Origin of the sequence: Streptomyces sp. NPDC056296 (assembly GCF_042268605.1) — a bacterium.
Taxonomy (GTDB): Bacteria; Actinomycetota; Actinomycetes; order Streptomycetales; family Streptomycetaceae; genus Streptomyces.
Map to the genome: position 1 here is coordinate 77,305 of NZ_JBHJRX010000031.1, position 21,037 is coordinate 98,341.

Sequence of the window (21,037 nt, forward strand, 5' to 3'; positions counted from 1 at the left end):
AGGAACACCGTGACCGCTGCCCCAACCCCCTGGACCGGCCGGCCCGTCGAGGTCGGACTCGTGGGCGCCGGCCCCTGGGCCCGCACCATGCACGCCCGGGTACTGGCCGCCGGACCCGAGACCCGGCTCGCCGCCGTCTGGGCCCGTCGTACGGAGGCCGCCCGCGAGACCGCCGAGCCCTACGCCGCCCATGTCGCCGCGGACTTCGACGAGTTGCTGGACCGCTGCGAGGCCGTGGCCTTCGCCGTGCCGCCCGCCGTCCAGGCCGAGCTGGCACCGCTGGCGGCGAAGCGGGGTAAGGCCCTGTTGCTGGAGAAGCCGCTCGGGCCCGATCTGGCCTCGGCCCGCCGGGTGGCCGACGCGGTCGCGGAAGCCGGTGTGGTCTCCCAGCTCGTACTGACCAAGCGCTACCACCCGGCCACCCGGGCCTTCCTGGAGGCCGCGCGCGCCGTCGACGTGGCCGGGGCCCGCTCCTGCTACCTCCACGGTGCCTTCCTGCAAGGCGAGTTCGCCACCGGCTGGCGCCTCGAACACGGTGCCCTGCTCGACCTCGGCCCCCACCTGCTCGACCTGCTGGATGCCGCGATCGCCCCCATCACCGGCCTCCGCGCCTCCGGCGACCCGCGCCGCTGGGTGGAACTGACCTGCGAGCACGAGAACGGAGCCGTGAGCCAGGCCTCCCTGTCCGGCTCGGTGGCCGTCCCGCGCACCCTCACCCGCGTCGAGCTCTTCGGCCCCGCGCAGCCGCTGGTCTACGACACGGCCGACATCGACCACGAGGAGTGCTGGCCCGTCCTGCTCCACGACTTCGCGACGGCCGTCCGCACCGGCACGCCGACCCCGGTCGACGCACAGCGCGGCCTGTACCTGCAGAGCCTCCTCGACCGGGCGGTACACGGCTGACCGACGGACGCGACGGCCCGCGTTCAGCGGGTGTCCGTCAGACCGCCCGTACGCGGTCGGCGCCGCCGGCCGGCGGCGCCCGGCAATCGCGTGTCCGGAGCTCAGAGCCTCAAACAGCTCCGTCGGGTTCAGTCGACGACCGCGGTGGCCTCGACCTCGATCAGGTGCTCGGGCACGTCCAGCGCCGCGACGCCCAGCAGGGTGGCCGGCGGTGCCGCGGTGACCCCCAGCTTCGCGGTCGCCCGGGCGATGCCCTCCAGCAGCAGGGGCATCTTGTCGGGGGTCCAGTCGACGATGTGCACGTTCAGTTTCGCCACGTCGTCGAAGGAGGCACCGGCCGCGGCCAGCGCGGTGGCGACGTTGAGGTAGCACTGCTCGGCCTGGGCGGCGAGGTCGTCCGCGCCGACCGTGGCGCCGTCGGCGTCCCACGCGACCTGTCCGGCGACGAAGACCAGCTTCGATCCGGACGCGATCGACACCTGCCGGTAGACGTCGATCTCCGGCAGTCCCTCGGGGTTCACCAGGGTGATGGCCATGACGTGTCTCTCCTTGCCGTTCACTCTCTTGTGGTTACTCGGGAACCGTAGGAGAGTGGCCGCTGACATGGAAGAACGCACTTTTCAGTGACTGGGGAACCCGATGGTTACCAAGCAGTTCACGGGCTCGCCCGACGACGCGGACCTGACGCGCGCGGACTCCCTGGCACGGGAGATCTTCTCGGACATCGCCAACAAGTGGGCGCTTCTGCTCATCGAGGCGCTGGGCGACCGCACCCTGCGTTTCGGTGAGTTGCGGGACGAGGTCGAGGGCATCAGCCACAAGATGCTCACGCAGAACCTGCGCATGCTGGAGCGCAACGGGCTGGTGGAGCGGTGCGTGCACCCCACAGTGCCGCCGCGGGTCGAGTACACCCTCACGGAGCCGGGGCGGGGGCTGCTGAAGACGACGCACCACATGTGCGACTGGACGCACCGGTACCTGGGCCACATCGAGGCTTCCCGTCGCGGCTTCGGAGCCTGACGGGCGCCGACCGGTTCAGCGCCGTCGGCGAGCGGGACCGCGGAAGACGGCCAGCCGCAGCACGACGAAGCGCACGACGGTGACGGCGACGGACGTGGCGGCGAGTACTGCGGTCTCGGCCGCGGGCGAGGCGCCGGGCTCGGCATGCCTGAACCACAGCACGGCACCGGACGTGACCAGGTAGCCGAGCAGGAAGAGGCCACCGGCTCCCAAGTGGGCGCGGGCCGCCCCCGCGGCGGTGTGCCGGAACGTCAGCCGCCGGTTCGCCTCGGTGTTCAGCACGGTCAGCACCAGCAGGGAGACCAGGTTGGCGGCGGCCGGTGGCCACCACAGGCGCAGCACCCAGTACAGCAGCGCCTGCCCGACGGTCGACACGACGCCGATCGCGACGAACCAGCCGACCTCCCGCGACCACACCGTGCGCCGCGTGGCGGGAGTAGGGAGCGGCTCGCGGGGCTCGGGAGTGACCGGTGACGCGTTCAGCCGAGCCACACGTCACGCCTCCACCCATGCCGACCGACCGTCAACTCCTGGTCGCGCAGCCTACTACGCCATCGTGAGACACTTTGCCTGGCCTTTGCCTTTCGGGAACCGAGCGGCCCCCGGGTGCGTTCATCCTGATAGCCGCGAGAAATCGCGACCAAGGACCAAGACGGACACGCAGCAGCAACAGAAGCCGAGGTGGCACGAGTGGCGATGTGGGACAAGATCAAGGACCAGGCCAAGACCTTCCAGCAGTCCCAGGGCACTCGAGGAGCGAGCGGCCCCGGACAGGGACCGCAGGGACCGCAGGGACCGCAGGGGCACCAGGGATCCGGCCGACCCGGCTCCTCCTCCGGCGGCTCCAAGGCCCAGCTGATCGGGATGTTCAAGACCCAGCTCGCTTCGGTCAAGACCGAACTCAAGAGCGGCGCCTACCGGGACGCCAGCATGGCCATGTGCGCCCTGGTCGCCGCGGCCGACGGACAGGTGGAGCCGGCGGAGCGGCAGCGCGTGGAGGAGCTGATCGTCTCCAACGAGGTCCTGCAGAACTTCCCGGCCGACCAGCTCCGCCAGCGTTTCAACCAGCACGTGGACAAGCTCGTCGCCAACTTCGAGATGGGCAAGAGCGAGGCCCTCCAGGTGATCGCCAAGGCCGCCAAGAAGCCCGCGGAGGCTCGAGCGGTCATCCAGACCGGCATGGTCATCGCCGGAGCCGACGGGGTCTTCGAGCCGTCCGAGCAGTACGCGATCCGTGAGGCCTGCACCGCCCTCGGCGTGGCGCCCTCGGAGTTCGGCGTCTGACCGACCTCGCCGTCCGGCGGACGGGAAAGCGTTTGACGGCCGTCGGCGTCGGGGGATCGGATGAGCCCCATGAGCTCAGCAAGGCAGACGCGGCAGGGCCTTCACCCCCTCGACGACCATCTCGTACGGCGCCTGGTCGCCGGGCAGTTCCCGCAGTGGGCGGGACTGCCGGTCGAGCGCTTCCCGTCCGGTGGCACGGTCAACGCGATGTACCGGCTCGGGGACGACCTGGTCGTACGGCTGCCGTTGATCGAGGGCGGGGTCGGGGACGTGCTGGCGGAGCGGGAGTGGCTGCCCCGCCTGTCGCCCCTGCTGCCCACCGCCGTCCCCGAGGTGCTCGGGGACGGCGGGCCCGGCGAGGGGTATCCGTGGCCTTGGTCGGTGTACCGGTGGCTGCCCGGAGAGCTTCCCGAGGCCGGAGCGCTGAGCGAACCCGCGCTGCTGGCCCGGGATCTGGCCGGGTTCGTGGCGGCGATGCGGAGCATCACCCTGCCGGACGCGCCGCAGGCCCATCGCGGCGGCCCGCTCGCCACGCTCGACGAGACGACCCGGTCCGCGCTCGAGGAGCTGCGCGGCCTCCCCGAGGAAGGTGTCGACTGCGATGCCCTGGCCGCCGTGTGGGAGGACGCCCTGCGGGCCCCGGCCTGGGACGGACCGCCGGTCTGGCTGCACGCCGATCTGATGCCGGGCAACCTGCTGGTGAACGGCGGCAGGCTGTCCTCGGTGATCGACTTCGGGTGCATGGGAGTGGGCGACCCGGCCTGCGATCTCTTCCCGGCCTGGAATCTGCTGCCAGCCGGCGCCAGGGAGGTCTTCCGCGAGGCGCTCGGCGTGGACGACGCGGCCTGGAGGCGCGGCCGCGGACGGACGCTCTCCCAGGCGCTGATCGCGCTGCCGTACTACCGCGAGACCAACCCGGCGATGGCCGGTAACGCCCGCCACGTCATCCGGGCGGTGCTGGCGGAGAAGGGCTGAGCGGGTCGGCCGCCCCACCTCCCGCGAGCTAGGGAGCGATGCCCACACCGTCGATCCGGCTCCACGCCCGCTCCTGCGCGGCGGTCATGGCGGGCCAGCCGAGTCCGCCCGGCCGGGGCCGCACCCGCGAGGCGTACGGCGCGGGCCGGAATCCGGGGTCGTAGAAGCAACCGTCGCCGTACATCGCGTCGAAGGCGCCGCAGGAGGCCGCGACCGAACTCGGGGTCGGCTTGCGGCCGGAGCGCGCCCAGGTGTCCAGCGCGGAGATGGAGTTGGCGTACTCGGAGTCGCTCAGCGAACTGTGCTCGGCCTCCTTCGTGAACGTCTGGACGAGATTGCCGCCCCGGCCGGCGCCCCGGAGTGTGGCACGGTAGGCCGCCTCGTGCTCCACGAAGGCCGTCGGGTCGTCGATCGCGTGCAAGGTGAGGACGGGGAGGGACACCCTGCCGGTGAGGTCGCTGTCGTAGGAGAGGTCACGGCGTGCGGAGGGGTCGGCCGAGAAGCGCTCGACGCCCGCGTTGAGCGCCTTGTCGTCGTGGGAACCCGAGTACCGCACACCCCGGTTGCTCCACGGGTTCCGGCCGCCGAGCCGGTTCGTCACGATGTCCCGGAACGTGAAGGTCGCGAATTTGAGATGCGACTCCAGGGTGCGCTCCGGGATGCGGGTGACGGCGAGGATGTCGTCGAGGTTGCGCTGCTGGAGCGCGGTCCGGTCCCCGGGTTCGGAGGCGTACCCGGTGCACTCCTGGAGACGGGCGCGGAGCCCGGCCGTCGTCATGGTGGAGTCCGGGCGCAGCCCCTGCCACAGCGGGTACTGCGGCTCGGTCGGGCGTGGGTGGTTGTGGCAGTAGTACTGGTAGACGGTCCGCAGGTCCACGCGGTAGTCGTAGCCGCGCGAACCGCCGCCGAGAACGCCGTTGGTCAGCAGCACTCCGTCGTAGGCGCCGGGCCGCCTGCCGTAGGTCTCCGCGACCTTGGCGGCGACGTTGCCGCCCCAGGACTGGCCGTGGAGGTAGGTCCGCTCCGGCCGGCCGAACCGCTCGGTGAACAGGCGGCGGACGTTCTCCGTGTCGGCGGCCGCCATCCGGGCTCCGTAGCCACCGCGGCGGTAGGCGGAGCCCGCCCACGCGTACCCTTCGTCGACCATCACCGCCCAGCGCGCCAGGTCGTCGGTGCTCCGGGACGGGTCCGAGGCGTCACCGAGGTCGGGGCCGCCGTGGGCGTGCACGACGAGGGACCCGTTCCAGTCCACGGGCACGGCCATCGTGTAGTGGGCGCCGTTGGCGTCCTGGCCGGTGTAGCACCGCGCCTTGCCTGCCAGGTCGGGCGGGCAGGCGGTCTGCGCGGGCGAGGCGGGCCCCGCGTGAGCGGCCGGTACGTTGCCGAGCGTGCCGAGGAAGACGGCGGTGAGGACGGCGGCCACCACCGCCGGACGGCGTCGGCGGTGGGAGGCCCAGGGGACACGGGTAGACGCGTCAGGTGTGGTCACGAAGCGGCTCCTGTACGTGCTCGGCGCGAAGTTGCGCTGCGAGCCCGGATGCTAGGAATCCGCCGAGGCCGGGGCCACCCCTTCGATCATTGCGTTCATAGTGTTCGCCCGCGCACCGGAGGGTGCGGCCGGCTCAGCTGTCGTAGTCCACGGTCAGCTTCTCCGTGACCGGGTACGACTGGCAGGTCAGGACGTAGCCGGCGTCGACCTCGGCCGCTTCGAGCGCGTAGTTGCGGCGCATGTCGGCCCGGCCGTCGGTGACCTGGGCGCGGCAGGTGCCGCAGACGCCGCCCTTGCAGGCGAAGGGCAGATCGGGCCGGGTCTGCTGGGCGCCGTCGAGGATGCTCCGCTCCCGGGAGAGGGACGAGGTCGTGGAGCGGCCGTCCAGGGTGATGGTGACCTCGCTGACGGGTCCCTCGGGGCCGGCCTCCTCGTGGCGGACCTCCCGCACGGGCTCGTCGTCGGCGAAGAACAGCTCCCGGTGGACGCGGTCCGCCGGGACGCCGAGGCCGGTCAGCACCTGCTGGGCGTCGGCGACCATGCCCTGCGGGCCGCACAGCCACCAGTGGTCCGCGCTCTCCACGTCCACCAGGGCATCGACGAGCGCCGAGAGCCGCTCCGCGTCCAGGCGGCCGGAGAGCACCTCCGCCTCGCGGGGTTCGCGGGAGAGCACGTGGGCCAGGTGGAAGCGGGTCGGGTGGAGGTCCTTCAGGTCGGCCAGTTCGTCGGCGAACATCACCGTGTCGGTGCGGCGGTTGCCGTAGAACAGGGTGACGGTCGAGCGGTCGTCGGCGGCCAGCACCGACTCGGCGATGGACACCATGGGCGTGATGCCCGAGCCGGCGGCGATCAGCACGTGGTGGCCGTGCATGGTGAGGTCGGGCGTGAAGAAGCCGGTGGGGGCCATCACCTCGACGGTGTCACCCGGACGCACCTCGCTCACCAGCCACGACGAGAACACGCCGCCCGGCACCACCCGGACCCCGATGCGCGGCACCGTACCGGCCGGTGCGCAGATCGAGTACGAGCGGCGCTCGTCCCGGCCGTCGATCTCGCGCCGCAGCGTGAGCGACTGCCCCGGCGCGAAGGCGAACTCCTCGGCCAGTTCGTCCGGGATCTCGAAGCTCACGGCCGCCGCGTCCGCGCACAGCCGCTCGACGGCGGCGACGCGCAGGCGGTGGAAGGCGGGACGGCGGCGGGTGCGCGCCGGTGGTGCCGAGGCGGACGCGGTCGCCGAGGCGGGGGCGGTCGGGGCCATCAGATCTCCTTGACGTACTCGAACGGCTCGCGGCAGGCCCGGCAGCGCCACAGCGCCTTGCAGGACGTGGCGGCGAAGCGGGAGGTCTCCTCGGTGTCCGCCGAGCCGCACCGGGGGCAGGGCACCGCGGGCCGGGTGGGCGACAGGACGAGGGAGACCGGGCCGCGGGGCGCGGCGCCGGGCGGGGCGATGCCGTGCTCGGCGAGCTTGCGGCGGCCGGCCTCGGTGATCCAGTCGGTGGTCCAGGGCGGGTTCAACACCGTGCGGATCTCCACGTGCGCGTACCCGGCGTCCCGCAGCCGCGTGGCGACGTCCGCCCGCATCTCGGCCATGGCCGGGCATCCCGAGTAGGTGGGCGTGAGGCTCGCGACCACCGTGCCGTCCCCGGTCACCTCGACGCCGCGCAGCACGCCGAGGTCGGCGAGGGTCAGCATGGGCAGCTCGGGGTCGGGCACCTGCTCGGCGACGTGCCGGGCGCGGTGGGCGTCCAGAGGGGCGAGGCCACTGTTCACCATGTTGCGTCCGGGTGTGCGCGGGCGACGCCCTGCAACTCCGCGAGGAGCGGCGCCAGATGTTCGGTGTGCTCGCCGGCTCGTCCGGAGCCGGGCAGCGGGCGGTACACCGGCAGGGTCAGTCCGGCCGCCTCGGTGACCTGGCGCAGGTCGTCGGCGACCGCGTCCCGGACGTCGTACGCGGTGTGCAGTTCGCCGAGGTACGGGGCGATCTGCTCCAGCGCCGCGCGCGTCCGGCGGTGCGACTCTTCCGTGCCGTCGCCCAGGCGTACGACCCACTCGGCGGCGTACTGCCGGTGGTACGTCAACTCCTTGACGCCCTTCGCCGCGACCGCCGCGAGGACCGGGTCGGGGTGGGCCTCCAGCCGCTGGAAGTGGGCCAGGCGCCAGCTGGAGAGGACCAGGAGCCGCACGATGGCGAACGCGAAGTCGCCGCCGGGCAGTTCGGCCAGCGTCACGTTGCGGAAGTCGCCGGCATCCCGGAAGTAGGCGTAGGCGTCCTCGTCGCGGCCGGTGCCGTCGACCTGACCCGCGCGCGAGTAGAGCAGACGGGCCTGGCCGAGGAGGTCGAGGCCGATGTTGGCCAGCGCCACCTCCTCCTCCAGCTCCGGCGCACGCGTGACCCACTCGGCGAGCCGCTGCGCCGAGACCAGGGCGTCGTCGGCGAGCGCCACGCAGTCCGCGGCCAGTTCACCGGCGTCGACGCCCTCGGGCACGGTGGTGTCGACGCCGTGCAGCGGGTCCTCGAAGCCGGTGCCGTAGGCCCAGCGGGTGTCGTCCTCGTGTCCCTCGGCCAGGGTCAGGTAGACGTGGTCGTCACTCATGCCCTGCTCCTAGATGTGGGGGACGTCGTCGGGGATGTCGTAGAAGGTCGGGTGACGGTAGACCTTGTCGGCGCTGGGTGCGAAGAAGGGGTCCTTCTCGTCGCGGGTGGAGGCGGCGATGTGCTCGGAGCGCACGACCCAGATGCTCACGCCCTCGTTCCGCCGGGTGTAGAGGTCGCGGGCGTGGGTGAGGGCCATGGTGTCGTCGGCGGCGTGCAGCGAGCCGACGTGGACGTGGTTGAGGCCGCGCTTGCCGCGCACGAACACCTCGTACAGCGGCCAGCCCTGCTTGTCGGCGCTCATGCCGCCGCTCCCTTCTCCGTGCGGGCCGCATGCTTGGCCGCGTGGGCGGTGGCCGCCTCGCGCACCCAGGCGCCCTCCTCGTGGGCGGTCTTCCGCCGCTGGATCCGCTGCTCGTTGCACGGGCCGTCGCCCTTGATGACGCGCATCAGCTCGTCCCAGTCGGGGGTGCCGAAGTCGTGGTGCCCCGTCTCCTCGTTCCAGCGCAGCCGAGGGTCGGGCAGGGTGACGCCGAGCTTCTCGGCCTGCGGGACGGTCATGTCGACGAAGCGGCGGCGCAGTTCGTCGTTGCTGTGCCGCTTGATCTTCCAGGCCATCGACTGGGCCGAGTTGGGTGAAGCGTCGTCGGGCGGGCCGAACATCATCAGGGACGGCCACCACCAGCGGTCCACCGCGTCCTGGACCATCTCCCGCTGGGCGTCGGTGCCGCGCATCATGGTCATCAGCAGTTCGTAGCCCTGCCGCTGGTGGAAGGACTCCTCCTTGCAGATGCGCACCATCGCGCGCGCGTACGGCCCGTAAGAGCTGCGGCACAGCGGTACCTGGTTGCAGATCGCGGCGCCGTCCACGAACCAGCCGATCACGCCGACGTCGGCGAAGCTCGGGGTCGGGTAGTTGAAGATCGACGAGTACTTCTGGCGCCCCTCGATCAGCCGCTCGGTGAGGTCGTCGCGGTCCGCGCCGAGCGTCTCGGCGGCCGAGTACAGGTACAGCCCGTGGCCGGCCTCGTCCTGGACCTTGGCGAACAGGATCGCCTTGCGGCGCAGCGACGGCGCGCGGGTGATCCACTCGCCCTCCGGCTGCATGCCGATGATCTCCGAGTGGGCGTGCTGGGCGATCTGCCGGACCAGCGTCTTGCGGTAGCCGTCCGGCATCCAGTCGCGCGGTTCGATGCGCTGGTCGTGCGCGATCGTCGCGTCGAAGTGCTCCCGCAGCCCGTCCGGGGGCGGCGCCTCGGCGGCGTGTGTCGTGGTCATCGTCACCAGCTTCCCAACCGACCATTCGTTCGGTATCAGTGTGCCGCGTTTCCCGGTGCCGGGCAAGACCCGAGCCCTCGCCGACCACACTCTTGACAGGGCAACCGCACGGCTGGATTACTGGGCCCTGCCATGCGCTAACCGAATGGTCGGTCGGGAGACAAGGTGGTGGGACCACGTGGTGGGAAAGGTGTCGCGGGCCGCTGAGCCGACGCCTACGGAGGTGATGTTCTCCGCGGACGAGGCGTCCCGGCGGCTGGGCATCGAGCTGGTCGAGCAGGCTGAGGGAACCGCCGTACTCCGTATGACCGTGACCCCGGCGATGGTGAACGGACACGGGATCGCCCACGGCGGCTACCTGTTCCTGCTCGCCGACACCGCCTTCGCCTGCGCGTGCAACAGTCACGGCCCGGTGACCGTGGCGGCGGGTGCCGACATCGTGTTCGTCGCGCCGGCCCGCGAGGGCGACGTGCTCGTGGCGAGCGCCGAGGAACGCGCCCGGTTCGGCCGCAGCGGCGTCTACGACGTGACCGTGCGGCGCGCCGGAGAAGTGATCGCGGAGTTCCGCGGACGCAGCCGCAGCGTGCGGGACACTACGGCGCGCGAGACGCCGGGCACGACGACGAAGGAGTCGCGATGAGCAGCGAGCCGACGACCGGGGCGTCCCCGGCACCCCGACGGGGCGATCCCCTCCCCCACGACCTGCTGGACGACGCCGAGCGGCTGTCCCGTGAGCAGCTGAGGGAGCTGCAGCTCGACCGGCTGCGCACGACGCTGCGGCACGCCTACGAGAACGTGGAGCTGTACCGGAAGAAGTTCGACGCCGCTGGTGTGCAGCCCGACGACTGCCGGAGCCTCGCGGACCTGTCCAGGTTCCCCTTCACCACCAAGGCCGACCTGCGGGACACCTATCCCTTCGGCATGTTCGCCGTCCCGATGGCCGACGTGCGGCGCGTGCACGCCTCCAGCGGCACCACCGGCCGCGCCACCGTCGTCGGTTACACGGAGGGCGACCTGTCCATGTGGGCGGACGTCATCGCCCGTTCGATCCGGGCCGCGGGCGGCCGTCCCGGCCACAAGGTGCACATCTCCTACGGCTACGGGCTGTTCACCGGAGGCCTCGGCGCGCACTACGGTGCCGAGCGCGCCGGGTGCACGGTGATTCCGGCCTCCGGCGGCATGACGGCACGGCAGGTGCAGATCATCCAGGACTTCCGGCCCGAGATCATCATGGTCACCCCGTCCTACATGCTCACCCTGCTCGACGAGTTCGAGCGCCAGGGTGTCGATCCGCGCACCACCTCCCTGGAGGTCGGCATCTTCGGTGCCGAGCCGTGGACCGAGGAGATGCGCCGCGAGATCGAGGAGCGCATGGACATCCACGCCGTCGACATATACGGGCTGTCCGAGGTGATCGGCCCTGGTGTGGCGCAGGAGTGCGTCGAGACCAAGGACGGGCTGCACGTGTGGGAGGACCACTTCTACCCCGAGGTGGTGGACCCGCTCACCGACGCCGTGCTGGCCGAGGGCGAGGAGGGGGAGATCGTCTTCACCTCACTCACCAAGGAGGCGCTCCCGGTCATCCGGTACCGCACGCGCGACCTGTCGCGGCTGCTGCCGGGCACCGCCCGGCCCGCGTTCCGCCGGATGCAGAAGGTCACCGGGCGCTGCGACGACATGATCATCCTGCGCGGGGTGAACGTCTTCCCCACCCAGATCGAGGAGATCGTGCTGCGTACGCCGGGCGTCGCGCCGCACTTCCAGATCCAGCTCACCGAGCGCGGCCGCATGGACCACATGACCGTGCGGGTCGAGGCGCGCCCCGACGCCGGTCCCGAGCGGCGCGCGGCCGCCGCCGGGGCGATCCGACAGGGCGTCAAGGACGGCGTGGGCGTCACCGTGGAGGTGGAGATCGTCGACCCGGAGACCCTGGAGCGCTCACTGGGCAAGCTCCGCAGGGTGAGGGATCTGCGCCAGGCGTGACCGTCGGCCGGCAGAGGGACGAAACGTGAGCACCGACACGTCTGTTCACCTCTCGTGCTGGTGTGCGGAGGGGTACGGATGGGCAGTCACTGCATGATCGGGGGAGGTTGAGTTCGTCCTGGGGGGAAAGCCCGTGCGTGTGTGTGTGATCGGTGCAGGTCTGTCGGGGTTGGCGGTGGCCCACGCCCTCAAGGAGCGTGGCATCGGGTTCGTCTGCCTGGAGAGGGCTGCCGACGTCGGCGGGATCTGGCGTCAGCCGGAGGCGGATGAGCGGGGCCCCGGGTACCTGTCGCTGCACCTCAACACCGCCAAGCAGCTGACCGGTTACGCCGGCTTCCCGATGCCGGACTCGTATCCGCTCTACCCCCGGCACAGCCAGGTCGCCGCCTATCTGCGCGACTTCGCCGACCGGGCCGGCCTGCGCGACCACGTCGAACCGCGGACCGAGGTGGTGTCCGTGGACCAGGACGCGGACGGCATGTGGACGGTGGTCAGCCGGGACGCGCACGGCGCGATGGCGTCGAGGCGGTTCGAGCAGGTGGTCGTCGCGTCGGGCCACCACACGGACCCCGCTCTGCCGAACCCGCTCCCGGCGGGTTCCGAATTCTTCACCGGAACGATTCTGCACTCCCTCGACTACCGCGACGGCGGCGACTTCGCAGGCCGGCGCGTCGTCGTGGTGGGGCTCGGCGCCTCGGCGGTGGACATCGCGGCGGACCTCTCCCGGCATGCCGCCGAGACCGTGCTCTCGGTGCGCCGGGGGCTGCACATCGTGCCCAAGCAGCTGTACGGGAAGTCGCTCGACGAGATCGCCGAAGCACCGTGGTGGAACGACATGTCCTTCGCTGAGCGGCGCAAGTGGGCCGAGGAGGCCCTCCTCGTCGCGCGCGGCAGGCTGGCGGACTACGGCCTGCCCGAGCCCGACCATCCGCTCTTCTCCTCCGCCACGACCCTCTCGGACGAGATCCTCAGCCGGATCCGGCACGGCGCCGTGACTCCGAAGCCCGCGATCGCCTCCTTCGACGGCGACCGGGTCGTCTTCACCGACGGCACCCGGGTGGCGGCGGACGCGGTCGTGTACTGCACCGGCTTCCACATGACCTTCCCCTTCCTGCCCGCCGGTTGCCCGGTGGCGGCGGACGGCTCGGTCGAGCTGTACAGACGGGTGGTCCCGGCCGGCCGGCCGGGCCTGTACTTCGTCGGACTCGTCCGTCCCGTGGGAGCGATCACCCGGTTGGTGGAGGCCCAGGCGCGGTGGGTGGCGCGGATCATCGACGGCGAGACCGAGCTGCCCGCGGCGGAGGAGATGCGCGAGGAGATCGGCACGTACCTCGCCGGCATCGTCCAGCGCTACGGCCGGACCCGGGGCGCCTCGATCCAGGTCGACGTGGGCCCCTATCTGGCGGAGTTCCAGGAGTCGCTGCCCGTGTAGCCGTACCGACGGGCGCCGGCGCCCGGCCGTCCAGTCCATGACCAGGGCTCCCGGTGTGTTTCACCGGGAGCCCTGTGGTGTCCGGAGGGTCCGCTAGTGCACCGCCACCGGGTGGCGGACGGCCTCCACGACCGGTGGCCTGACCGCGTACGCCTCCGAGGAGAGGTAGGCCGTCACCCGCGGCGGGCGGTCCTGCTGGTGGGCCAGTGCCAGGTAGGCGATCAGCCCCACGCCGTCCTCGGGCCGCCGGTCGGTGACCGCGGCCAGGGCACGGACCAGCGCCGAGGCGTCCATGCCGTGGTGGCGCAGCACGCTTGCCGCCCGTGCCAGGGCCTCCCCGTCGTTCCCGGCGTAGTCCCTGACCGGGATGTGCAGGGTGAAACCGCTCGGCCGGGCGGTGGCGGTGTCGGTGAAGGAGTGGCAGGACAGACCGGGCCGCCCGCTGAGCCCGGTCACGTCGGGGCCGAGGCCCGCGGCCGTCCGGAAGAATCCCTCGATCGCCGCGGGGCCGGGTCCGGGGGACATGCGGGACAGCCGCCCGGCCTGGCCGGCCGTGAGGTCGTCGTGGCGCACGTAGACCTTCGCCCGGGGCTGCTCCCAGTCCCCCAGGTCCAGGGCGAGGAAGGGGTACCCGCTCCCCTGGGGCAGGTTGTCGAAGGCCTGCCGGTGGCCCAGCCGGTGCAGAGCCTCGCGCACCGTCCCGGCGGAACGTTCCGCCCCGTTCGCGGCCGGGTTCAGATAGACCTTGACCTTGGGCACACCGCCCGGTCTCAGTTCCAGGGCGCACCACAGGGCCAGGGCACCCTGCGGTGAGGGCGGGAGGAAGAGGTCCGCGAGGTCGTCGAGCGGTCCGGTGGTGAAGTTCCAGCGCCGGGCCATCGCCCGGAGCGCCTCGAGTCCGACGCGGCCGCCCCGGGCCAGGCTGTCTGCGCCGCAGCCCGGGTCCAGGAGCACCCGCAGGGCGGGGGCCGCGTCGGGCTGGAAGGAGAGCGAGAACTCCACGGGGGTGTGGTCGTCGGACAGGAAGGTGCGGCTGGGTGGCGGCAGGTTCAGCGGCCGCTCGGCCACCGGGCCCAGCGAGTCGGTCAGGACACGGGCGTACGTCTCGACGTCGGCCTCGGACAGGCCGGCGACCGCGCCGAGTCTTCGCAACTGGCCGCCGGTGAAGGCGCCGAGCGTCTGTGTGCCCCGCAGGCCCGTGTCCGTCGGTGCGGCGGTCACCGGCCCGTCCCCGGCCGGGGCCGCACAGCGAGATACCCGCCTGGGGAGGCGGGTATCCGGGGATTCGGCGGCGGGAAAGCGGCGTTCGTGGATATGTGGTCCACGACACCTCCTTTTACTCGTAAGCAACTTGAATGCCGCGTTGCTCACTACCCGTGCCGTTGAACCTTCATGCGGGAGGGGCAGGTTGGGAGGGTGTTGCGCATGTCACCGTGTGAGCCAGTTGAGGAACTGGCTCCACATGCCGTTGCGTTCGGCCGGACGGGTTTGGCTCGCCGCCTTCTCCTGGTCCGCCCCGGCGCCCGGCTGCGGGTCACCGCGCCGCCCGGACCGCACCGGGGTGAAGCGGGCCGGGAGGGTGGCCAGGGCCCGGTTGAAGGGACCCGGACGCCACGTCAGGCTGTCCTCGGGGACGGCGAGTTCGACGTCGGGCAGTTCGTTGAACAGATGCTCGATTGCGGTGACCGTGATGTGCCGGGCCGGTTCCTTGGACGGGCAGGCGTGCGGGCCCGCGCTCCAGGCCAGGTGCGCGCGGTTGCTCCCGGCCTGGCGCGAGGCCTTCAGGGTCGGGCCGGTGTTGGCCGCGGCGAAGCTGACCAGGACCAGGTCGCCCGCCTGAAGTCGCTGTCCGGCGAGTTCCGTGTCGGCGGCCGGGTAGTGCGGCGCGTAGTTCGACATGGGAGGGTTCTCCCACAGCGTGTCGTCGAGGGCCTCGTCGATGAGGCCGCCTTCCCGGGCGTACCGCTCGTGGGTGAGGAGCCGGTGCAGGGTGTTGCCGATGAGGTTGCGCAGCGGCTCGGCGCCCGCGCCCAGCAGCAGGGCGAGCTGGTGGACCATCTCCTCGTCGGTCAGCCGTGCCTCGTGCCGCATCAGCCAGGAGGTGACGTCGTCACCGGGCTTGCTCCGCTTGAGCGCGACCAGCTCCCCCACCGCCTGGAACAGCACCGCGGTGGCCTTGTCGGCGTTGACGCCGTCGAACATGCCGGAGATGCCGAACAGCACCCGGTCGCCGATGTCGGCGGGGCAGCCGAAGAGTTCGTTGAACACGAACAGCGGCAGCTGCTTGGCGTAGTCGCCGAGCAGGTCGGCCGAGCCGCGGCCGCCGAACTGGGAGATGAGGTAGCCGGAGATCTGCTCGGTGCTCCGGCTCAGCCGGCGGGTGTCCACCTTCGCCATGCTGTCGGTGACCGCCTGGCGCAGGCGCAGATGGTCGGCGCCGTCGGCGAACATGCAGTTGGGCCGGTAGGCGAGCAGCGGCGCGACGGGGCTGTCCGGGCCCACCTTGCCCTCGTTGAAGTCCCGCCAGCGACGCGCGTCCTTGCGGAAGGAACCGGAGTCCTGCAACAGCTGGAGTGCCGCCGCGTAGTCCGTGACCAGCGTCGCCTCGACCCCCGGGGCCAGTTCGACGGGCGCGGCGGCCCCGTAGTGGCGCAGGTACTCGTAGTACGCCTGCGGGTCGGCGGCGAACTCCGGCCCGTGCAGCGGCACCCGGGCGCCTGAGCCGTGGGCCGGGCACCCGGGCGGCGGCACCGGGGCGGTGTCGTGGGCGTTCATGTCTGCTCCCAGCTCCTAGCGGGTGCGGTCCAGCAAGTAGCGGACGAGGGTGGTCAGTGCGGCGGCCGAGGACTTCTCGTCGCGGGCGTCGCAGGTGACGACGGGGGTGTCGTCGAGCAGGTCCAGTGCCTCGCGCAGCGCCCGCTCGTCGCGCAGCGGTACGCCGTCGAAGTGGTTGACGGCGATGGCGTAGTCGAGTCCGTAGTGCTCGATGAGGTCGATCACGGGGAACGAGTCGGCCAGCCGCTCGGGGTCGACCAGCACCAGGGCGCCCAGCGCGCCGCGGGCCATGTCCTCCCACATCTGGACGAAGCGCTGCTGGCCGGGCGTGCCGAACAGGTAGAGCACGACGCGGTCGCTGATGGTGAGGCGGCCGAAGTCCATGGCGACCGTGGTGGTGGTCTTGCCCTGGACCCCCTTGAGGTCGTCGACCGCCTCGGCGGCCTGCGTCATCGTCTCCTCGGTGGACAGCGGCTCGATCTCGGAGATGGAGCCGATGAGGGTGGTCTTGCCCACCGCGAAGTGCCCGACGACGAGGATCTTCACCGCGGTCTGGGTCGCCCCGCCGCGTACGTAGTCCCGCTCATCCAAACTTGGCGCGGAGCCCATTGAGCACCTCCTGAAGGATCTCCCTGTCGGCCAGGCGCGCGGGGGCCACCGGCGGGCGGGTCATGACGTAGCCGCCTTCCATGAGGGAGGCCAGCAGGATCCGCACCACGCCCAGCGGGAAATGGGTGTGTCCGGCGATCTCGGCGACCGAGAGGTAGCCGGCCGAGCAGAGTTCCAGCAGGCTCTGCTCCTCGGGGGACAGCCGGGTCGGCCGCCGCGCGTCCTCGGCGGAGGCGGTGACCAGGGTGATGAGGGAGAGGTGCTCCTCGTCGGGCAGGCCGCGGCCCTTGGTGATGACGTACGGCCGTACTAATTCGGCGGCCTCCGGCTCCCAGCCGTCGCGGCCGGTCATGAGCGGGTGCCGAGGTTCTCGCGCGGCGGTGTCGTCAGCCGCTTGCCGAGCTGGGCGACGAGCTGCTGCATCCGGAAGGTGATGTCCGCCATGTCGACCTCAGGGGAGGCGGAGACGCCGAGGTAGGCGCCCTCGCCGGCGGAGATCAGGAACACCCAGCCGCCGTCGAACTCGACCAGGGTCTGCCGCCACGCCTGGTGCGGGTCCTCACAGAAGAAGGCGAGGGTGCGGCTGAGCGACTGCACACCGCTCATCGCGGCGGCGACCCGGTCCGCGTCGTCCTTGTCGAAGTCCTGTGTCCGGGCCATCAGCAGGCCGTCGGCGGAGATCAGGACCGCGTGCAGGGCCCCGGGAATCTCCAGGGCGCTGTCGAGCATCCATGACAGATCGTCGTTCACGAGTCCTCATGTCCTTCTCTGCTTGCACCAGGTGTTCTGCTCGTCCGGTCCGTGTCCTCCGGCCGGGTGACGCGGCCGGTCTGCGTGCCCCGCTGGAAGGCACCCATGATCTGTGCCTGCTCGGAGTCGGAGCGGCCCGCTTGGCGCGGGGCGGAGGAGCTGCCGGGCACGATGGCCATCGGGCGCTTGCGGCGCCGCCGGGGCAGACCGTCATCGGTCTGGGACGTGGTGAGCGCGGTCTCCGGTCCGCCGTCGGGGCCGGGCCGGGACGCGCCACGGGCGGCTGGGGCGGGTGCCTTCTTCTCCGGCATGGCGGTGAGCAGTTCGTGCGGCAACAGGACCACCGCGCGTACACCTCCGTAGGGGGAGGAGGAGTCCACCGACACCTCGAAGCCGAAACGCTCGCACAGCAGGCCGATGACCGCGAAGCCGAACTGGGGTGGATTGCCGAGCCCCGCCACGCCCGAGGCTCGCTCGGTCGCGAGCAGTTTGTCGGCGCGGGCGCGTTCCTCGTCGCTCATGCCGACACCGGCGTCGTCGACGACGACGCAGATGCCCTTGGGCACGGTCCGGATGTTGATCTCGACGACGGTGTCCGGGCTGGAGTAGCTGGTGGCGTTGTCGAACAGCTCGGCGAGGGCCAGGGCGACGGGTTCGACGGCCCGGCTGGTGATGCCGAAGTCGACCTGGGAGAGGATCTCCACCCGGCGGAAGTGCCGGATCCGGCCCTGGGCGCTGCGCACCACGTCGTACACCGAGGCGGTGTCACGCCGGCCGCCGAGCCAGCCGTCGCACAGCACCGCGATGGACTGGGCGCGCCGGCCGAACTGCGAGTTGGTGTGGTCGATCTCCAGCAGGTCCTGGAGCAGGGCCGAGTCCCCGTACTTGGTCTGCAGCCGGGAGAGCACCAGCTGCTGTTCGGCGGCGAGGCCCTGCAGGGTCCGCATGGCCGATTTCAGGACGGTCTTCGTCTCGTCCTCGGCCCGCTCCTGAGCCGCCCGCACGGACTTCCCGTAATCGTTCTCCAGCTCCGTGTAATGATCCCTGAGCCCCTGAACCTGCTGCCGCAGAACTCGCGCCGCCCTGCGCTGGCGGCTGATGAGCGCGACGGCGGCGACGAGGGCGACGAGAAGGACCCAGAGCAATGGGTTCCCTATGTATTCCGTCATAAGACTCTCTTCAGGCGACTGACGGCCGGATTGCTGCATTCCCGTCTACGCGGGCGGCCCGGTGGACTGCCCGCACCGGGGTTGCCGCCCGGGCTGTCCCTGAAGTCGGGGATGCCGTCTTTCACCCATCCGCCCGCTCCGCAAACGCGGTGATCGTATCACCGCGTGATCAGGTGAATTTCCGTCAAGAACTGTCCAAGCAGGACTGGTTGGGACCGGCACATACCTCGACTTCGGCGGTGGGTACAGTCGGCCCCGTGAAAGATGCACAAGACACCTTCCGGTCGACCCCGGGCCCGGCGCGGGACGGCACTGCGTGACGCCGGAGGCCATGGCCGCGGTGTTCGCCGCGGGCGTCGGAGCCGGCGCCATCAACAGCGTCGTCGGCTCCGGAACGCTGATCACCTTTCCCGTGCTGCTGGCCACGGGGCTGTCCCCCGTCACCGCCACGGTCTCCAACGCGCTCGGCCTCATCCCCGGCTCCGTCAGCGGGGCGATCGGCTACCGCAAGGAGCTGGCCGGCCAGCGTCGGCGCATCCTGAAACTGGGCGTCGGGGCCCTGATCGGCGGCCTCGCGGGCGCCACACTGCTGCTGGCCCTGCCGGCCGACGCGTTCGAGACGATCGTGCCGGTCCTGGTGGGTCTGGCCCTGGTGCTGGTGGCCCTCCAGCCCCAGATCGGCAGGCTGGTGCAGCGCCGCCGCGCCCGCACCGGCGCCTCCCCACGCCGTGACGGCGGCCCGCTCCTGTTCACCGGTCTGACGCTCGCCAGCGTCTACGGCGGCTACTTCACCGCCGCCCAGGGGATCATCTACCTGTCCCTGATGGGCATGCTCCTCGACGAGCCCCTGCAACGCCTGAACGCCGCCAAGAACGTCCTGGCCGCCATCGTCAACACCGTCGCCGCGCTCTTCTTCCTCTTCGCCGCGGACTTCGACTGGACCGCCGTCGCGCTCATCGCGGTCGGCTCGGCCCTCGGCGGTTACCTCGGAGCCAAGGTGGGTCGCCGCTTCAGCCCGCTCGTCCTGCGGATACTGGTCGTGTCGGTCGGCACCGTCGCCCTCGTGCAGCTGCTGCTCCGCTGACCCGGCAGGGGCCCGCGGCCCTTCTCGGGTCCGTGGGTTGAAAGGCGGCCGGAGGTGGAATGTGCCCCACCACCCGCCCGCCCACACCCTGACCGCGCCCGCGGGGCCGTGGCGAACACCACGCCCTCGCGCGGATTGTTCCGGGCGGTGACCAGGGAAGCCATGGAGGCGCCCAAGATCGAATCGAAGGGACGCACCCTCGTGACGCTCGTAGCGCCTCCCCCCATACCCAGGGCAGCGGGTTCGCTGCCGCTTCTGGGTCACGCGATACAGCTCCTGCGCGACAACCTCGGCTTCATCGCCTCACTGCGCACCTCCTACGGTCCGCTCGTCGAGATAACCCTCCAGCCCGGCACCCGCACACTGGTCGTCCAGGACCCCGACCTCATCCGCGCCATGCTGACCGACCTCGGACCGAGCCTCGACAAGGGACGGTTCTTCGAGAAGATGGGCCAGTTGCTGGGCGACTCCGTCGTCACCGCGGCCGGCCAGGTCCACGTCCGCAGACGACGCCAGCTCCAACCCGCCTTCGCCCGCGACCGGATCGCCCGCTACGTCGACACCATGCGCGGCGAGACCGAGGCCGCCGTCGACGGCTGGGCCCCCGGCCGCAGACTCGACGTGCGCGAGGCCATGGTCGGGCTCAGCCTGAACATGCTGGCCAAGACCGTGTTCTCCGGCAGCCTCGACGACACCACCTTCCGCCGGCTGCGCGCGGACCTCTCGGTGGTGATGAACGGCGTCGGCGCCCGGGTCATGCTGCCCGACTGGATCGAGCGCCTGCCGCTGCCCGTCAACCGCCGCTTCACCGCGGCACGCGACGCCGTACGGGCCACCATCGACCGGGCCGTCACCGACCTCCAGGCCTCCGGCCACGACACCGGCGACATGCTCTCCCTGCTCCTGCGCACCACCGACGAGGAGACCGGCCGGCCGCTGACCGGCCACCAGATCTCCTCCGAGATCCTCACCCTGGCCGTGGCCGGCACCGAGACCACCGCCTCGGTGCTGTCCTGGGTGCTGTACGAACTCGCCCGGAATCCCGGTGTGGAGGCGCGGGTGCTGGACGAACTCGACGAGGTGCTCGGCGACCGGCCGGTCACCTTCGACGACCTGGGCAGGCTGCCGTACCTGAAGAGGGTCGTCGACGAGACCCTGCGGCTGCACCACACCGGGTGGCTCGTCACCCGCCGCACCGTCGCCGAGACCCGGCTCGGCCCGTGGACCGTGCCCGCCGGGACCGAACTCGCCTACTGCCAGCACGCACTCCACCGCGACCCCGGACTCTTCCCGGATCCGCTGAGGTTCGACCCCGACCGCTGGCTGGACAGCGACCAGCCCCGGCCCACGCACGCGTTCCTGCCCTTCGGCGCGGGCAAGCACAAGTGCATCGGTGACCGGTTCGCCCTCACCGAACTCGTCACCGCCATCGCCACGATCACCCGGCGGGTGCGGCTGGAACTCGCTCCCGGTCAGACGGTGCGGCCCGTCGCCGCGGCCACTGTGCGGCCCCGAACCCTGCTGATGACCGTGCGCGACAGAAGGGACTCACCGGCCCCGCCCGCCGGCTGAACCGACATACCGGGCCGGGCGGGAGGCTCCCCCAGCCGGGCCTGGCCCTCCCCCACAGCACGTTCTGGGAAAGCGGGGGTTGTTGTCCCACAACCCCGCCCGACACGTTTAGCTGCTCCCC

Annotated in this window: 23 protein-coding genes; 9 read left to right on the forward strand and 14 right to left on the reverse strand. The window is 71.5% G+C overall.

The features are described 5' to 3' along the window. Positions 1–9: 9 nt before the first annotated feature. A complete protein-coding gene (locus tag ACFCZF_RS23100; RefSeq protein WP_376673253.1) occupies positions 10–903 on the forward strand; it encodes a Gfo/Idh/MocA family protein in 894 nt (297 codons plus the stop codon). Between the two features lie 128 nt (positions 904–1,031). Here ACFCZF_RS23100 and ACFCZF_RS23105 read toward each other — a convergent pair whose 3' ends face one another. Further along, positions 1,032–1,439, reverse strand: coding sequence for a RidA family protein (locus ACFCZF_RS23105; protein ID WP_376673254.1), 408 nt, complete (start codon positions 1,437–1,439; stop codon positions 1,032–1,034). A gap of 103 nt (positions 1,440–1,542) precedes the next feature. Between ACFCZF_RS23105 and ACFCZF_RS23110 the strand changes: the two genes are divergently transcribed. Further along, on the forward strand, positions 1,543–1,923 hold the full coding sequence (locus ACFCZF_RS23110; protein ID WP_376673255.1) for a winged helix-turn-helix transcriptional regulator: 381 nt from the start codon (positions 1,543–1,545) through the stop codon (positions 1,921–1,923). A 15-nt stretch (positions 1,924–1,938) separates the two neighbouring features. Here ACFCZF_RS23110 and ACFCZF_RS23115 read toward each other — a convergent pair whose 3' ends face one another. After that, positions 1,939–2,415: a GtrA family protein gene (locus tag ACFCZF_RS23115; RefSeq protein WP_376673256.1), complete on the reverse strand. Its 477-nt coding sequence runs from the start codon at positions 2,413–2,415 to the stop codon at positions 1,939–1,941. 198 nt (positions 2,416–2,613) lie between these two features. Here ACFCZF_RS23115 and ACFCZF_RS23120 point away from each other — a divergent pair, with 198 nt between their 5' ends. Beyond that, a complete protein-coding gene (locus tag ACFCZF_RS23120) occupies positions 2,614–3,207 on the forward strand; it encodes a tellurite resistance TerB family protein (RefSeq protein WP_376673283.1) in 594 nt (197 codons plus the stop codon). Positions 3,208–3,267: 60 nt separating this feature from the next. Beyond that, positions 3,268–4,182 (forward strand): aminoglycoside phosphotransferase family protein, encoded by a 915-nt coding sequence (locus ACFCZF_RS23125; RefSeq protein WP_376673257.1) that lies wholly within the window; start codon positions 3,268–3,270, stop codon positions 4,180–4,182. A 28-nt stretch (positions 4,183–4,210) separates the two neighbouring features. On the opposite strand, the gene ACFCZF_RS23130 is transcribed toward ACFCZF_RS23125, so the two are convergent. The 6 genes from ACFCZF_RS23130 to paaA all read right to left on the reverse strand — a co-directional run bounded on the left by ACFCZF_RS23130 (position 4,211) and on the right by paaA (position 9,542). Then, positions 4,211–5,671: an alpha/beta hydrolase family protein gene (locus ACFCZF_RS23130; protein ID WP_376673258.1), complete on the reverse strand. Its 1,461-nt coding sequence runs from the start codon at positions 5,669–5,671 to the stop codon at positions 4,211–4,213. A gap of 133 nt (positions 5,672–5,804) precedes the next feature. After that, on the reverse strand, positions 5,805–6,929 hold the full coding sequence (paaE, locus tag ACFCZF_RS23135) for a 1,2-phenylacetyl-CoA epoxidase subunit PaaE (RefSeq protein WP_376673259.1): 1,125 nt from the start codon (positions 6,927–6,929) through the stop codon (positions 5,805–5,807). Then, positions 6,929–7,444 (reverse strand): 1,2-phenylacetyl-CoA epoxidase subunit PaaD, encoded by a 516-nt coding sequence (gene paaD, locus ACFCZF_RS23140; protein WP_376673260.1) that lies wholly within the window; start codon positions 7,442–7,444, stop codon positions 6,929–6,931. Before paaD ends, paaE begins: the two co-directional genes overlap by 1 nt. Next, on the reverse strand, positions 7,438–8,265 hold the full coding sequence (gene paaC / locus ACFCZF_RS23145; RefSeq protein WP_376673261.1) for a 1,2-phenylacetyl-CoA epoxidase subunit PaaC: 828 nt from the start codon (positions 8,263–8,265) through the stop codon (positions 7,438–7,440). The genes paaD and paaC overlap by 7 nt, the downstream gene beginning before the upstream one ends. A gap of 9 nt (positions 8,266–8,274) precedes the next feature. Then, on the reverse strand, positions 8,275–8,568 hold the full coding sequence (paaB, locus tag ACFCZF_RS23150; protein WP_376673262.1) for a 1,2-phenylacetyl-CoA epoxidase subunit PaaB: 294 nt from the start codon (positions 8,566–8,568) through the stop codon (positions 8,275–8,277). Further along, positions 8,565–9,542: a 1,2-phenylacetyl-CoA epoxidase subunit PaaA gene (paaA, locus tag ACFCZF_RS23155; RefSeq protein WP_376673263.1), complete on the reverse strand. Its 978-nt coding sequence runs from the start codon at positions 9,540–9,542 to the stop codon at positions 8,565–8,567. The genes paaB and paaA overlap by 4 nt, the downstream gene beginning before the upstream one ends. Positions 9,543–9,768: 226 nt before the next feature. On the opposite strand from paaA, the gene paaI reads away from it, so the two are divergent. The 3 genes from paaI (at position 9,769) to ACFCZF_RS23170 (ending at position 12,957) form a co-directional block, all read left to right on the forward strand. Then, positions 9,769–10,182: a hydroxyphenylacetyl-CoA thioesterase PaaI gene (gene paaI, locus ACFCZF_RS23160; protein WP_375916764.1), complete on the forward strand. Its 414-nt coding sequence runs from the start codon at positions 9,769–9,771 to the stop codon at positions 10,180–10,182. Beyond that, positions 10,179–11,525: a phenylacetate--CoA ligase PaaK gene (gene paaK, locus ACFCZF_RS23165; RefSeq protein ID WP_376673264.1), complete on the forward strand. Its 1,347-nt coding sequence runs from the start codon at positions 10,179–10,181 to the stop codon at positions 11,523–11,525. The genes paaI and paaK overlap by 4 nt, the downstream gene beginning before the upstream one ends. A gap of 133 nt (positions 11,526–11,658) precedes the next feature. Then, positions 11,659–12,957, forward strand: coding sequence for a flavin-containing monooxygenase (locus tag ACFCZF_RS23170; RefSeq protein WP_376673265.1), 1,299 nt, complete (start codon positions 11,659–11,661; stop codon positions 12,955–12,957). A 93-nt stretch (positions 12,958–13,050) separates the two neighbouring features. Here the strand turns inward: ACFCZF_RS23170 and ACFCZF_RS23175 are convergent, their stop codons facing one another. The 6 genes from ACFCZF_RS23175 to ACFCZF_RS23200 all read right to left on the reverse strand — a co-directional run bounded on the left by ACFCZF_RS23175 (position 13,051) and on the right by ACFCZF_RS23200 (position 18,260). Continuing rightward, entirely contained in the window at positions 13,051–14,178 is a 1,128-nt protein-coding gene (locus tag ACFCZF_RS23175) for a tryptophan dimethylallyltransferase family protein (RefSeq protein WP_376673266.1), read from the reverse strand. 207 nt (positions 14,179–14,385) lie between these two features. Beyond that, on the reverse strand, positions 14,386–15,732 hold the full coding sequence (locus tag ACFCZF_RS23180; protein ID WP_376673267.1) for a cytochrome P450: 1,347 nt from the start codon (positions 15,730–15,732) through the stop codon (positions 14,386–14,388). Between the two features lie 15 nt (positions 15,733–15,747). Continuing rightward, positions 15,748–16,341, reverse strand: coding sequence for an ATP/GTP-binding protein (locus ACFCZF_RS23185; protein ID WP_375916705.1), 594 nt, complete (start codon positions 16,339–16,341; stop codon positions 15,748–15,750). Beyond that, positions 16,316–16,693 (reverse strand): DUF742 domain-containing protein, encoded by a 378-nt coding sequence (locus ACFCZF_RS23190; protein WP_376673268.1) that lies wholly within the window; start codon positions 16,691–16,693, stop codon positions 16,316–16,318. Before ACFCZF_RS23190 ends, ACFCZF_RS23185 begins: the two co-directional genes overlap by 26 nt. After that, positions 16,690–17,091, reverse strand: coding sequence for a roadblock/LC7 domain-containing protein (locus ACFCZF_RS23195; protein ID WP_053126708.1), 402 nt, complete (start codon positions 17,089–17,091; stop codon positions 16,690–16,692). The genes ACFCZF_RS23190 and ACFCZF_RS23195 overlap by 4 nt, the downstream gene beginning before the upstream one ends. Continuing rightward, a complete protein-coding gene (locus ACFCZF_RS23200) occupies positions 17,088–18,260 on the reverse strand; it encodes an ATP-binding protein (protein WP_376673269.1) in 1,173 nt (390 codons plus the stop codon). The genes ACFCZF_RS23195 and ACFCZF_RS23200 overlap by 4 nt, the downstream gene beginning before the upstream one ends. 331 nt (positions 18,261–18,591) lie before the next feature. Here ACFCZF_RS23200 and ACFCZF_RS23205 point away from each other — a divergent pair, with 331 nt between their 5' ends. Both ACFCZF_RS23205 and ACFCZF_RS23210 read left to right on the forward strand, forming a co-directional pair. Next, entirely contained in the window at positions 18,592–19,344 is a 753-nt protein-coding gene (locus tag ACFCZF_RS23205; RefSeq protein WP_375916767.1) for a sulfite exporter TauE/SafE family protein, read from the forward strand. Between the two features lie 147 nt (positions 19,345–19,491). Next, positions 19,492–20,916 (forward strand): cytochrome P450, encoded by a 1,425-nt coding sequence (locus tag ACFCZF_RS23210; RefSeq protein ID WP_376673270.1) that lies wholly within the window; start codon positions 19,492–19,494, stop codon positions 20,914–20,916. Positions 20,917–21,037 lie beyond the last annotated feature (121 nt).